This window comes from Pseudoalteromonas distincta (genome assembly GCF_000814675.1).
Lineage (GTDB): Bacteria > Pseudomonadota > Gammaproteobacteria > Enterobacterales > Alteromonadaceae > Pseudoalteromonas > Pseudoalteromonas distincta.
Genome location: NZ_JWIG01000032.1, coordinates 1 through 14353 on the forward strand (window position 1 = coordinate 1; position 14353 = coordinate 14353).

Here is a 14353-nt window from a genome sequence, read left to right on the forward strand (position 1 = left end):
ATCTAATCCCGTTTGCTCCCCACGCTTTCGTACATGAGCGTCAGTGTTGACCCAGGTGGCTGCCTTCGCCATCGGTATTCCTTCAGATCTCTACGCATTTCACCGCTACACCTGAAATTCTACCACCCTCTATCACACTCTAGTTTGCCAGTTCGAAATGCAGTTCCCAGGTTGAGCCCGGGGCTTTCACATCTCGCTTAACAAACCGCCTGCGTACGCTTTACGCCCAGTAATTCCGATTAACGCTCGCACCCTCCGTATTACCGCGGCTGCTGGCACGGAGTTAGCCGGTGCTTCTTCTGTCAGTAACGTCACAGCTAGCAGGTATTAACTACTAACCTTTCCTCCTGACTGAAAGTGCTTTACAACCCGAAGGCCTTCTTCACACACGCGGCATGGCTGCATCAGGCTTGCGCCCATTGTGCAATATTCCCCACTGCTGCCTCCCGTAGGAGTCTGGGCCGTGTCTCAGTCCCAGTGTGGCTGATCATCCTCTCAAACCAGCTAGGGATCGTCGCCTTGGTGAGCCATTACCTCACCAACTAGCTAATCCCACTTGGGCCAATCTAAAGGCGAGAGCCGAAGCCCCCTTTGGTCCGTAGACATTATGCGGTATTAGCAGTCGTTTCCAACTGTTGTCCCCCACCTCAAGGCATGTTCCCAAGCATTACTCACCCGTCCGCCGCTCGTCAGCAAAGTAGCAAGCTACTTCCTGTTACCGCTCGACTTGCATGTGTTAGGCCTGCCGCCAGCGTTCAATCTGAGCCATGATCAAACTCTTCAATTAAAAAGTTTTATGTCTTTCGACAGCTCAATGAATTCTGAATTTTTGTTTTTGTTGCCAAAAACGAATTGACTGTGCGTTATTATTTTCACTTTTAAAAAAGTGAAATCAAAACAGCTCAAGGCTGAATCTTTTAATAACATATGGTCACTCAGTTTTCAATTGAGACTCTAATTTGTTTGCCTCGCTACCGAAGTAGTTTGGCTGTTAGAACTCAATCTGTACGAGTGCCCACACAGATGATTGCTTTATATTGTTAAAGAACGTTTTGAGTCGCTTTAGCGTCTCAAGGGATGCGAATAATACACCCTTTATTTTTCGAGTCAACACTTTGTTTTAAACTTTCTTTCGACAATTTAAAACCGAAGTTTTATTTAACTCTCTGAGTAGTTCGTGCCTCGCTATGCTTCAGCGTTTCCCGTCTCAGTGGGGTCGCATTATAGGGAGAACAGATTTTTACGCAAGCGTTTTATTGACAAAACTTTAAATAAAGCATTGTTCGCTGAGAATTTGAGCTAAACGCATTAAAAACACAACATAACTAGCACTTTATTAACATTTAACGCCTATTAAAGTGTTTGTTATGGCCTACGCTATCAAAAAATACCGTCTACAGACCTGCTATTAAGTCATTTAGCTAAAAGCTATAGTTAAAGCCCGCGTAAAAACGACGACCTGAGTAGCTAGTATTGAGTAATCGCGCATCGGTGTCATTTCCTAAACGCGTTACTGATTCAGATTTAGTTAAATTAATAACCGCTGCGGTAAGGCTAAGCCCGTCGTATAAATTTACAGATGCATTTACATCGATTTGTTCGTAAGGGTCTTGGTATACATTTAATCCGCTATTTAAACCGAGTACTGTTTCGCCGCGCTTATTATAAGAAGCACGTACATTAAAATAACCTCCTTCATAATAAACAGAGGTGTTGTACTGATACTTTGCACTACCTATTAAGGCCGACTGACCAAATTCTTCACCATTAATTGTTACATCTGCTTTATTGGTTTTGTTATAAGTGTAATTTGCGTAAAAGCCAAAACCACTATCAAAGGCATGCTGAATAAATACTTCCGCGCCTTTTGATACTGCATCGGTGCCATTACCTACAGTGCTGTAAGGGGCTATATTAATAGTCCCTGCATCCACTATATTATTTTTACCAGCAAAGTTTTGCTCTACGTCGATCACCAGTGGCACAACAAAGTTATCTACTTTCTTATGAAAAAGTGCCAACCCAACAGCAGAACCTTCGCCATAATAATACTCAATAGATAAATCAGCTTGAACTGATTCAAATGGTTTCAAGTTTTTATTTCCGCCACTACCGCTAAAACCAGGAAGCTCGTTAAATGCGGCTCTATCTTCTGCCCATTCACCTGATACATAGGTAATGCGCTGCTGCGCACCTAAATCACTATAGTCAGGACGAGATATTACTTTAGCTATTGCCCCACGAATAACTAAATCGTCGGTTGCATCCCACGCTATATTAAAGCTTGGCAAAACTTGAGTGTCTTTGTTTTGCTGAGTGACTAATTGATAGTCTTCTACAAAACGAGCGTCACCTGTTACTGGCTCACCTGTTTCATCATTTGTGTGATCTAATTGGTAGGTATATAAGTCAGTAGATGAAGTAAGTGTTTTTGTTTGCACAACACGCACACCCAAATTACCTCTGACTTCACTAAATTCAAAATCACCTTGTATATAAAAAGCCGATATTTTTTCTTCTATATCGTAAACAAAATTATCTTCAATGCGTGTATAAGGTACATAACTAGCAGTGACCATATCGCGGTATTTATTCCAGTCGATACTTGGCATTTGGTTTATATCAAAACCACCTGCAATATTATTCTCACTAGTAAATACATTTTGAGCTAATGGCATTCCACCATTCCACTGGTAGCTGTCAAAACGGGTAATACCTTGCTCACTTGCTTCCCCTGCAGCAATATCAAAATTTGGATCTAAAAAGAAGGTGTTGCCGGTTTCACGGTGAAGAGTTGAATTGCGGTATTTAGCACCGGTTTTAATTGTTTTTAAAAAGCCCCAATCAACATAAAAATCCACATCAGCTTGGTAGTAATCTTCTTCTAGCTCACTGCGTACAAAGCTTGAGTTTGAAGAGCCCGCATCACGACCGCCTCCAACTCCATTTTGTAAATTAACTAATGTGTTAGGGTCGATATTAAGTGACACATTATTTTGATTGAGTGACCAGCCTGCCGTTTGAGCTGCGTTTTGAATAGTGGCTGCGTTTTCGCCCGCGTTAGAACTTTTATACGCCGCTTCCCAGCTTTCTTCTGGGCCGCCCTCTGATTGTGTATTACCAATTACAAAGCGCGCTTTAAAATTATCACCTTCATAGGTTAAATTAAAATCAAAGGTATCTGAGGTAGATTCCTCACGTACGTAGCTGCCACGCATCCACGGAAATTGCATATCATTTTCGACACCACTTGCCATTGCATCGTATTGCATACCAGTAACAATAGTGCCCGACTCATCAAGATTTACATCCGTCAAAAAATCAGGATTTAAAGACCACTCTGGTACATCAATCACAGATTCTGTTCTGTCTTGCCCAAGTGTAAAACCAAAATAATTAAAGCCAAGCTCTAAACGATTTGTTGGTCGCCACTGTGAACTAAATTGAATCCCTTCGCGCTCACGTTTTTCGTTAAGAACAGAACCTCGAACAACTTGCGGAAACCAAACGCCATCGTAACTGTTGCCGTTTGCATCATTAATAGTATCCCAACCGTTATTGTTATCAACTGTATTACCATGTATATCTGTTGCTTGCCCAGTGCCAGTATAGCGCCATACATTAGCATCAGTACCGCCCGAAAGCGTTCTGTTTGTCCGTTCCTGATAGGTATAGCCAACTAATACACCAAAGTTTTCGTTGTCGTTTTTCCATGAATATAAACCCGTAAACTGCGGCTCATACTCTTTTGTAACATCAGCGTAAGTACTCTCGACATTAAATACACCCGAGTTTGCATCCATATTTAAAGGTTTTCGGCTGTGCATTAGTACAGTGCCACCAACCCCACCTTCATCTAAGCGTGCCTCTGGCGATTTATAAACCTCTACGCTTTCAATCATTGAAGACGGTAACAAAGCATAATCAAACGAACGCGAAGGCTCCCCTGGAGAAGATGCTATAAAATTACCATTAAGCTGTGTAAAGGTAAGTTCTGACGATAAACCACGAATACTGACAGATGAACCTTCCCCGCCATCACGCTCAATTACCACACCGGGTACACGCTGAAGTGAGTCTGCAACGTTTTTATCAGGGAACTTTCCAATGTCTTCCGCGGTAATGGCATCAACTACAGATCCCGACATACGTTTTACATCTAAGTTTTCGGCCATACTTGAACGGATACCACGTACTTCTATTACTTCCATATCTTTTGCGTGCTGCGAGTTTTCTTGCGCTGCAACAGCACACGTAGAACCCAGAGCAGAAAAAATTGATACATAAAGTGACGACTTACAAAACGTTGAAAAAGGGAAAGGGTATATGCTTGCTACTATCATGTGAGAGGCTGTTCCATTTAAATCTGCTTATATAAAACCTAAAGCGAGAAGTTAGTCCTTTTACGTAAATTATTTACGAAATGGCAAAAATTGTTCCCAATTTTACACAGCCAAACTTAACCGTTTGTTAATCATCAATATTAAAACTAAATAAACGTTTCATATAACTGTATTAATACCTATTGAATGAAACTTAAAATCCAACCCACACATCAAAACCACTCTTAATTAACAAGCTAAGAGAGGCTTTGTTGAATTTAAATATTTATAGCTTAAAAACAAATTATTCAAATCACCATGAAATCACTTTTTGCTGCTGAAGTTTACCAGTAGGATCTGCTTGCGTTTTAAGTTCACAGAACTCATTTGCCCAAATTGATGTACGCGCTCTTATTGGTGGTTCTTCACTATTTACACATTCCATAACCACATTAGCTACTTCGTCTACTGTTTGAAATACGTCAGCAGAGCGACCTTGAGCACTCGCAATGTACTGCTCTAATATTGGTTTATATTCATCATCTACAATGCCACCAGTTTGCTGAAACTGTGCTAACGCATTATTTGCAAATTCAGAGCTAATACCACCAGGCTCTACATTGGTAAAATTGATATTAAATGCTGGTGTTATATAAGTTGCTACCGATTCAACATAACCTTCAAGTGCGAACTTAGCTGCGCAGTAAATTTCATTAAAAGGTTGACCGACAAGACCGCCTACTGACGATATATTCACAATATGCCCTTGGCGTGCTTTACGCATATGCGGCAAAACAGCTTTTGTACAGCGTACTACTCCTAAAAAGTTTACATCCATTACCCACTGAATGTCTTGCTCTGTAGTTTGTTCGGTTGTTCTTATATACCCTGCCCCTGCATTATTTACGAGTAAATCTATTTGTCCTTGTTCATCTATAACGTCAGTAATACATTGCTCAATACTTAGTGTATTTTGCACATCTAAATACTTTATTTCAGCTTGCACATTCGCGTTTTGAAGAGCGACTTCAAGTGCACCTTTTTTATCTAAATTACGCATAGTTGCCACAACAAAATAACCTTGTTGTGCTAGTTTTACGACAATGCTAATACCTAAACCAGTCGATGTACCGGTTACAATTGCTACTTTTTTCATCTTGTTTCCTGCTACTAAGTTAGTGCTGACTAGCACGGTACTGTGAGGGCGTTAGACCTACTTTGTTTTTAAATAATCGGGCAAAGTATTGCGGGTACGCGAAACCTAATGCATAAGCAATACTTGCAACAGAGTCGCTACTTTCTAATAAGCTATTTTTTGCTTTATCAATTAAATGATTATGAATGACTTGTTGTGCGGTTTGTCCGGTTTCTATTTTTAATGCATCTGTTAAATAGCGACTAGTCATATTTAGTGAGTCAGCAAGGGTATTAACACTCGGAATTTCATTGTTGTTATTGAGCACTAATAGCTCATCAAATTTTTCCAAAAACGAATCAACAATTGCGCTATGGGATTCTTTTCGCAATAAAAACTGTCGACGATAAAACCGTTCTGCATAGTTAAGCAAAACATTGATGTGTGCTAAAAGAATGTCACGGCTAAATTCGTCGTAGCTGAGCTTTGATTCGCTTTCTATATTCGCAATTACATTGGCAATTAAACGTTGCTCTTTTGGCGAAAGATGAAGTGCTTCATTAACGGCATAACCAAAAAAAGAAGCCTTTTTGAGTGCAGTACTTAGTGCATGGCCACGAATAAAATCCTCATGAAATACAATTGTTTTCCCTTGAGACTCAACAGTTACACCATTGCTATAAAATGTTTGCTGTGGAGAAAAAAACAATAATGTACCGCTACTACAATCATATTTAGTTTGCCCATATACAATCTCTCCTGCAGTCACCTTTTTTAGAGAAATAGCATAAAAATCGGTGCTAATAACACTTTGAGTATTTAAACATGCTTGGTAATTGTTTTGTGATGAACTGTCTGTTGTTGAAATGGCAAAAAGCGGATGCTCCGGCGCAGGTTTTCCAAGCGCGCTGTAAAAATCTGTGATATTACTAAAATGTACTTTATTCATAGGCCATCTCACTTTGGTTGCTGATAAATAGTTTATAGGCTTGATAAAATAATTACAGTGCACAAATCATCATAAAGTGTATACAAAAAAACGAAGGGGATAATTAGATGTGGTAGTCAGCAGTTTATACTTTAAAAAGCAAAACTGCCGGATGATATTTGAAAGAAGTAACAATTGCTAAATAGCGCTTGGTTAACCAAGCGTAGCAATAACCTCTGAAAGCTCAAGTAATGTCGGCTTTCCACCATAATAATTTGTATCTATATGATAACTATTACCAACCCAAAAAGGCGCTTTAGTTGAGTTATGTCCATGTATTGAAAAGTCGACTCCATGACTTTTAACTACCTTATTTTGTTTAACTACTTCGCGATCCCACAATAGAGATTGCACAATTAGCGATTTATCATCAGGGTAATTTTCCCAATCCCACGATTGTGCAAATGTATGAGACAACCCTATTGTATAACCACGATACTCTAGTACTATTGAAAGCGGTTTAGTTAGTAACTCATCGCACATGACATTGAGCTTTTCACTTGATACCGACTTATGCCAATTGCCACCATTGTCAGTCCATAATTTTAAAGCCGCTTTATCATTACTTAATAATGATTCCAACATTAAATGCTCATGATTACCTAATATCATACATGCCCTAATGGCTTGTAAGTATGTAAATAAGTCATATGTTTTATCCCCGCGATCAACAAAATCGCCTAGGCAAAACAAAGTATCTCTTTCAGGGTTAAAATTTACGTTATTAAGTGCGTTTTTTAAGGCCGGTAAATCACCATCAAGATCGCCAATTACAAATACTCGGCACTCATCATTAATAAATATGGCTTGTTTTGAAGATACAGCCTGAATAGCGTTAATACCAATATCCAAAATAGACTCCTATAGAATGCAATCTAAAACTTAGATTAATACTTGAGTTTATAAAGCCTTAAGGTAACACAATATAGTTGATAATTAATGAAGGTAATAAGATTTGATTGAAACTAAAAATGCATGACAGCGGACTTTTGCTACAAGCTAAATAAGTAATGTAGATAGTTTTTAGCCAATAGTAAAAAGCGGCTTAGCAAAATACCTGAACAAGTTATAAGTTAGTTAACAGCACAAACTTATCAGCCAGCTCATCTAAACTTTCACGCTTATTAGGATCGGGCTTTATGCAGTCAATAGGGCAAACACTTACGCAAGTAGGTTTATCATAATACCCTACACACTCTGTACATTTGTTTGCATCTATTTGGTATATTTTAGCGCCCATATAAATAGCCTCATTAGGGCATTCTGGGTCACACATATCGCAGTTAATGCATTTACTATTTATGAGTAAAGCCACTTTTAAGCCCCTTCAATTAAAATCATTATAAAACATAAACATAGATTTAAATGAAATGTTTTTTGACTACTTTTCATACAGGTGTAGTTCAATAAAAAACCTTTATTTTTTATTTAATCGTAGCACACATTCGTAACACACCATTTTATTTTTAGGTGTAAATTACAGCCGCGAATTATGCCTATTTTTCTCTGTTGCTTTGTTGATCTCAATCAATAAAAATCGCCGCGAGGCCTTTATTTATATAGGTTATAACAAAGTGAAGTACTCTTTATCAACGCTTAACAAAGCTCAATATACGAAAGCAAAACTAGAATGGAACCAGCTCAAACCGCCATTTTCTATGCAGCACATAAATCGGTGTGCTACGCTGGCTCAACACATCATATTTTTTGAAGAAAAAAGCACTTATAAACAAGGCTTTAAACCTAGTAGGACTAAAAGGTTATCGAAATACGAAGCGCAACACCATATTCGACTAATTTTCACCAAGTCTGGCGCTGCTATTTTCTACTCTAACTTCCCTAAATCATCTGGCATAGCTAATACCAAATTAGGTGAAGCACCTGAATTAACAATAGCAAAAGCACGAAAGCTTACTGAGCAAATGAAGTATGGCGTTTTAAATAATCATAATATTAAAACTGTGTTTGATGCTTATGAACAAAGCTTAATAGAGCGCCATAACACTGCACCTACCAAATTTGCAGCTTCATCGCTCAGAACATATCAATGCAGAATAAAAAAGCTCAGGCATCATTTCCCACTTAAGCGTGCGTTCCAATCTCTTACAGCTGGAGAGTTAGAAAAGATTGTAGATTTAATTATCCAGACAGAGTCCAATAACCAGGCAATCGAGCTTTTTGCACAGATTAGAAGAGTATGGCGATTTGCTAAGAACAAATTTAACTCAGGTAAAAACCCAGCAGCTGATATCGATGACTTTTACGTATCTGACCGTGTAGAAAGCCCTCGTCCTTGCCAAGTTTATACTGACTTAGATTCAATAGCTGAATTGTGGATAAACCTCGCGTCTGCACCAAATGTACATCAAAAAAATGCAGCTCGATTCATGATTTTGACAGGTATACGCCCTATTAATATTCCACAAATGAGGTGGGAGTGGCTCAATAGTATCGACTTCCCAACATTAATTACCTTTCCGGCATCTGTTGTCGGAGTTCGTGGAGAAATGAAAAACCAAAAAGAATATAAATTGCCCTTAACCAAAGCCATGCGCGCCATTATTTTAGAGCAGAGAGACTGGATGGAAAATGCACTCCCTAACTGTAACCCTGATCACATATTTCTTCAGCCTCGCGATCTTAACAAACCATTTGCTAAAAGGTCGCTGGACAAAATCATCAAAGATTACTCCCCTGTTGATGCAGTAAAAGGAGATAAAAGAAACATTGTAATGAAAGGATCTGCTGGAGCATTTTGCACAATGTGCCGAAGTTTTTTTAAATCCAACGCAAAAGCGATTATGGTTGCCAACGGCTATCATTTTAAACACGCTGAGGAACTCACAAGACTCGCGCTTCATCACCTAAGAAAAGAGGACGATCCAAACGGCTTAAACTATGATAAATCTGAAGAGCTATTTGGCACTTCAACAAAGCTAAAATTTAATGTATTCAAAATTCATGAAGCTAGTATTTTAAAAAGAGCTAAAGAGCTTGAAAATCAGCAGCTAAGACTTACAGGAATGCAGAGTAAACAGGCTAGTAATCTAGAAGAAAACAGCCAAAAAAAAGCACTGAGAGATAGGATTAAAGCACATCTAGTTTACAAGCGCGGTTATGTAAACTTCATTAATCAGCCACTTGGTGATACGGGCAGAGTAACAAAAGATTTGATCTTAACCGAAGAAGGAAGAGCTGTCGTTGAGAGATATTTAAATGACCAAGAGGCCAAACCAAAAAATAATTAAAAAAAGTTTAATTTCGACTTACCAAAGTTTTTGTTAAAAAAATTAATTTCATACCATTGCCTTATTAGAGCGATACCTCATCAGTTATTTGATGATTTTAACTTTTTTAAGGCTTATATATTAATGGCAACATCAGTATTAAATTCAGTAAAACCATGTGAGGTCACGATTAAAAGTCGTGACCTTTGCATGGCTGAATTTAATGCATTTAAGCCACCGTACAATGACGAGTCAATGGAAGAGCTAGCCAGTCTTGCGACTATTATATTGGCGCAAGAAAAAGGAAGAAGACTTTCAAAGTATCAGCTTAAAGATCAAATAAGAATTGTATTCCAGCATGATGGCATTATTAAATTTTTTACTCATTTTAAAAAAGAACATGGCATAAAAAATATCAAGATTGGTGACTCTAATGTTATGAGTTTTTCGGCAGCGAAATTAAGAGCGACCGAAATATACAAAAAGAACACCTCTGATTACACATTCGAATTTGTAGTGAGTAAACAAATAGAAAACTTACAGTCAATTAATAAGCATAGCCCTAGCAAGTTAGCTGAAACTACAGTAACAACATACACCTCTTACCTTAATGCAATTCAAAATGCTTTTGGTAAAAATACGTTATTTCAGACTATTACGCCTGAGATAATAGAAACCACGCTTGACCAACTACTAACAGAGAAAAGTGGTCCGCATGTGGCTAAGCAATTCGAGCAGATGAAAAAGCTGTGGGTGCTCGCAAAAAATAAATATAATAACGGCACTAATCCATTCCTAGAGATAGACAATAATTATATATCTTCTCGAACGGCGAAGCCTATTCCTTGTAAGGCATATACTGATATATCTCTAATTTCTCAGCTATACATAGGCCTAAAAGCGGCTAAAAATAATACATTAATAAATGCCGTACTACTGATGATGTTTACTGGGCTAAGGCCCATAAATATTTGTAATCTGCGTCTGTCGTATATAGATGATTTAAATAATCCTAAATTTTTAACGTTTCCTGAAACAACCCATACCACTCGCGGTGCTATGAAAAACCAAAAAGAGTTTAAAATACAACTCACACCCGAGATGAAAAAAGCGATACAACAAGAATTAAAATTAAACCCAGACAGAAACCGCACCTATTTATTCTGCAAGGTTAAAAACGGCTCAAACCCCATAAGTAAAGAGAGTTTAAACCGAGCTCTTAAATATCATGCACCAAAAAACATGGTGGCGGCCCCGCGAGATAACATAAATATAAAAGGCTCAGCCGGCGCATTTCCAACACTGCTTCGCAGCTTCTTAAAATCGCACATGAAAGAAGTGCTAACTAAAAAAATTGGCTCATCAACAATTGCTGAAATTGAGTCTAAAAAAATGCTTCATCACTCTGTTTCAGAGCACGATCCAATGAGTAAACATTATGACCACTCGAATAAATTATATAATACTGATATTAAAGCACTTTATAAAAACTTCTCACTATTTGAGAAGGAAGTACTTAAAGAAGTAAAAATACAGGCTAAGTTAAAAAACAAAACGACACAAAAATCATTATTTAAATTTGATAATTCAAATACATTTATCGCCAACGTCAAAAGCACAATAAATGCATATTCAACTATCTGGAGTAATATAATCCAGCAAACCCAAAAGCTTAAAAAGAGCCGCCCTTTGCAAATATTAGAGTAGCGCTTACATATTGCTATACAGCGTTGTCGTTATTTACAAACCTATAAAGAGCTTTTACTAGGTGGTGCAGATTGATTTCTTATAAAAGCAGGGATGTCAAAAATATCAGATGGCTTTGGCTTAGTGGCGACTACTTTAGAGCTTGACTCACTTTTAGTGTCATCAAGTACCATTTTAGAACTCGCGCCCGTAGCAATAACCAGTAGCTCATAATTGGTTGCTAAGGTTTCTATTTTTGAAACACCACAAATAACTAACGCGTTTGGGCTTACCTGCTGACGTACTGTATCGGTAATGAGGTTATAACTACCGAGTGAAATTTCATCTTTGCAATTTACTTGTATTATTACACCCGTACTTGATGACATATCAACTTGATTAACCAGCGGATTGTTAAGTGCCCCATCAAGCGCAGTAGTTAGCTCGCTCTCTTCATCGCATTTACCAACACCTAGTACTGCATCACCCTGACAATCCATAATTTTGGCAAAATCATTTAGATCAACATTAATCAGCCCCTGAAAGCAAAGCATATCGATTAATGATTTTATCAGTGAATGGAGTATTTGGTTTGAATGTTTAAACGCATCGAATAACCCTATATTGTTACCAAGCACTTCAATCAGTTGGTCGTTTGGGAGCGTAATAACAGCATTAGCATGCTCTTTAAGCTCATTTAAACCTGCTTGCGCTATATTATTTCTAAACTGCCCTTCACTACTAAATGGCAACGTAGCAACAAAAATAATGGGCTTACCTTGTTCACTAGCAAGCTCTGCAATATAAGGGCTAGCACCAGTCCCAGTACCACCACCCAACCCTGTTGCACACAGTATTATATCGCAGCCATTAATTAACGTTAAAAGCTGATCTTTACTTTCTTCCGCCGCTTGCAGCCCAACTTTAGGGTCGGCGCCGGCCCCATAACCATGAGTTAACTCAGCCCCTATAAGCACAGCTTCATCACTTTGTGTATGCTCAAGCACTACTTTGTCGGTATTAACACTGTACAAGTGCGCCTGCTCAGACTCTCGTTGCTCAAAAATACTGTTTAGCGTATTACAGCCACACCCACCAATGCCAAATACACCGATTGATAAACCATCATTTTGTTGAATTAATTGAAACATAATCTAATCACTCCTTAACTTTTATAGGAGCATAACAAATAGGTGCGTCAAAAATTGACGCACCTAAGTTAATTAGCGTTATTGATAGTTACTAGCAGCCGCTTTAAGCTTTGTGGTAATTCTTTTCCTAATGCGCTCAGGTTGTATGACTTCAAGCCAGTGAGCACATTTAAATAGCTCATCGGTTAGTTGTTCAGTATCAATAGCCTGGTAGGTAAGTAATACGTTTTTATCGTCAATCTGTTGCTTGTCAGTCAGCTCACCAAGTTCAATAAAGCCTTGATTAACCGCCGAATGGGTAGGTACTTTTATTACTAATTCGATAGTTTCTTGCGACATGCCTTTATTAATCGCACTACGTAACGACTTTAACTGCTCATTGCTTGGCTCACGTCGTGTCTTTTGCAAAATGTGTACATTACGAATGCGGTAAACCGGCATCTGGTAACACTTATCGTGAAGCGTCCCCACCATAAACTGAGCCATTAACACACCGCCTTGCTCAACTATGTTATAAAAACTCAACTCAGCAAACTTTAACCAATGTGCCTCATCGTAAAGTACTCTATAAAGCTCAGTGCTCACTGCACGCTTATGCTTAATCGCATGCTCAATTTGCTCAACTAGCTGATTATCAATATTCACTTTTAAAGAAAGCTTAGGCTGTGTTGAAAGCCAGTCAGGTACATGGCCATTAAAACGTTTAAGAGCCTGCTCTGCTTTAATATGCACTGACTGCTTAACGTCACTCGGGACTGATTGCGGTAGTAACTGCTCCAACAGCAAATAGTGTTCAGCCATTTCATTGCTCATTACTTTTGTATTACTACCTCGCCACTGCGCATTGATAGACCAGCCATAGGGCTTACTACGGGTATCTTTTTCAAGCCCAAAGCAACCTTGCTCATAAAGTGATTGGAGGTCTCGCTGTAGCATACGGATTGAAATATCAAAGTCACGTTCAAGTAATTTTTGCTGCAACTGGAGGGTCGAGATAGAGCTTGACGCTATTGGCACAAGCTCTAGAATTGATAAATGGCGGTGTAAAATCATTAAAATACTTAACTACTTCTGAAGTAAATAATTACGAGCTTGTTAGTTAGCGATATTGATTTATCAATACCGTCAAAAACAACCCCTCTAGGATAAGGTGTACTAGCTCAGACTTGATCCGACAGTTACCCGTTTTTTAATCGGTGACTGTCAGTCTAGATTTGAGCTAAATTTTTCTCAGCCCAGATCAATTTTCCATCTAATAAAGTTTCTAATGGCGTTCTGCCACAGCATATTTTTCCTTGATGAGTTCGGTCATTATTGTAATAAATCATCCATTCGTCCAGATCCTTTTGCAATTCCGCTAATGAGCTATATAGCTTTTTACGGAATGTAACTTGATAGAATTCATTGAGTATCGTTTTGTGGAAGCGTTCGCAGATACCATTTGTTTGCGGTGACATAGCTTTGGTTTTTGTATGATCGATATCATTAATAGCCAGATATAACTGGTAATCATGATGTTCGACTTTGCCACAATATTCAGTGCCTCTATCGGTTAGAATACGTAGCATGGGAAGCTCGTACTGTTCGAAGTACGGCAGTACTTTGTCGTTGAGTATGTCAGCCGCAGTAATTGGCGTTTTCGTGGTGTAGAGCTTAGCGAACGCTACTTTGCTGTATGTATCAACGAAGGTTTGTTGGTAGATACGCCCAACGCCTTTGAGATTACCCACGTAAAATGTATCTTGAGAGCCTAGATAACCTGGGTGAGCCGTTTCAATTTCACCACACGCTTCGTCATCATGTTTTTTCTTTTCAAGCGCAGCTACTTGAGCGTCGGTGAGAAT

General features: G+C 38.6%; 10 protein-coding genes and 1 rRNA gene. 2 read left to right on the forward strand and 9 right to left on the reverse strand.

Going from position 1 to position 14353, the window contains the following annotated elements:
• The 6 genes from QT16_RS20340 to QT16_RS20365 form a co-directional block, all read right to left on the reverse strand.
• Positions 1-787 (reverse strand): 16S ribosomal RNA (locus QT16_RS20340); the annotation flags it as partial.
• 634 nt (positions 788-1421) lie between these two features.
• A complete protein-coding gene (locus QT16_RS20345) occupies positions 1422-4343 on the reverse strand; it encodes a TonB-dependent receptor (RefSeq protein WP_052201207.1) in 2922 nt (973 codons plus the stop codon).
• A 292-nt stretch (positions 4344-4635) separates the two neighbouring features.
• The gene (locus tag QT16_RS20350) at positions 4636-5478 is read right to left on the reverse strand and encodes an SDR family oxidoreductase (RefSeq protein WP_002961275.1); all 843 of its coding nucleotides are present in this window, start codon (positions 5476-5478) and stop codon (positions 4636-4638) included.
• Positions 5479-5497: 19 nt separating this feature from the next.
• Entirely contained in the window at positions 5498-6406 is a 909-nt protein-coding gene (locus QT16_RS20355; protein WP_002961276.1) for a helix-turn-helix domain-containing protein, read from the reverse strand.
• 192 nt (positions 6407-6598) lie between these two features.
• Positions 6599-7297, reverse strand: a complete 699-nt coding sequence (locus QT16_RS20360) for a metallophosphoesterase (RefSeq protein ID WP_039490552.1) — start codon at positions 7295-7297, stop codon at positions 6599-6601.
• Between the two features lie 214 nt (positions 7298-7511).
• Positions 7512-7760 (reverse strand): YfhL family 4Fe-4S dicluster ferredoxin, encoded by a 249-nt coding sequence (locus QT16_RS20365; protein WP_039490553.1) that lies wholly within the window; start codon positions 7758-7760, stop codon positions 7512-7514.
• Between the two features lie 259 nt (positions 7761-8019).
• Here QT16_RS20365 and QT16_RS20370 point away from each other — a divergent pair, with 259 nt between their 5' ends.
• Together QT16_RS20370 and QT16_RS20375 are read left to right on the forward strand one after the other, a co-directional pair.
• Positions 8020-9693 carry a tyrosine-type recombinase/integrase gene (locus tag QT16_RS20370; protein ID WP_039490555.1) on the forward strand — a complete coding sequence of 558 codons (1674 nt, stop codon included), beginning with the start codon at positions 8020-8022 and terminating at the stop codon, positions 9691-9693.
• Between the two features lie 234 nt (positions 9694-9927).
• Positions 9928-11379: a tyrosine-type recombinase/integrase gene (locus QT16_RS20375; protein WP_238719460.1), complete on the forward strand. Its 1452-nt coding sequence runs from the start codon at positions 9928-9930 to the stop codon at positions 11377-11379.
• Positions 11380-11420: 41 nt separating this feature from the next.
• On the opposite strand, the gene QT16_RS20380 is transcribed toward QT16_RS20375, so the two are convergent.
• The 3 genes from QT16_RS20380 to QT16_RS20390 form a co-directional block, all read right to left on the reverse strand.
• The gene (locus QT16_RS20380) at positions 11421-12509 is read right to left on the reverse strand and encodes a cell division protein FtsZ (RefSeq protein WP_039490560.1); all 1089 of its coding nucleotides are present in this window, start codon (positions 12507-12509) and stop codon (positions 11421-11423) included.
• 78 nt (positions 12510-12587) lie between these two features.
• On the reverse strand, positions 12588-13562 hold the full coding sequence (locus tag QT16_RS20385) for a helix-turn-helix transcriptional regulator (RefSeq protein WP_039490562.1): 975 nt from the start codon (positions 13560-13562) through the stop codon (positions 12588-12590).
• A gap of 155 nt (positions 13563-13717) precedes the next feature.
• On the reverse strand, positions 13718-14353 hold a 636-nt coding region (locus QT16_RS20390; RefSeq protein WP_039486341.1), incomplete at its 5' end, for an integrase core domain-containing protein.

Coding starts and splice junctions, on each gene's coding strand:
- QT16_RS20380 (WP_039490560.1), bottom strand. CDS start 12,509: ATGTTTCAATTAATTCAACAAAATGATGGTTTATCAATCGGTGTATTT.
- QT16_RS20355 (WP_002961276.1), bottom strand. CDS start 6,406: ATGAATAAAGTACATTTTAGTAATATCACAGATTTTTACAGCGCGCTT.
- QT16_RS20385 (WP_039490562.1), bottom strand. CDS start 13,562: ATGATTTTACACCGCCATTTATCAATTCTAGAGCTTGTGCCAATAGCG.
- QT16_RS20350 (WP_002961275.1), bottom strand. CDS start 5,478: ATGAAAAAAGTAGCAATTGTAACCGGTACATCGACTGGTTTAGGTATT.
- QT16_RS20345 (WP_052201207.1), bottom strand. CDS start 4,343: ATGATAGTAGCAAGCATATACCCTTTCCCTTTTTCAACGTTTTGTAAG.
- QT16_RS20375 (WP_238719460.1), top strand. CDS start 9,928: ATGGAAGAGCTAGCCAGTCTTGCGACTATTATATTGGCGCAAGAAAAA.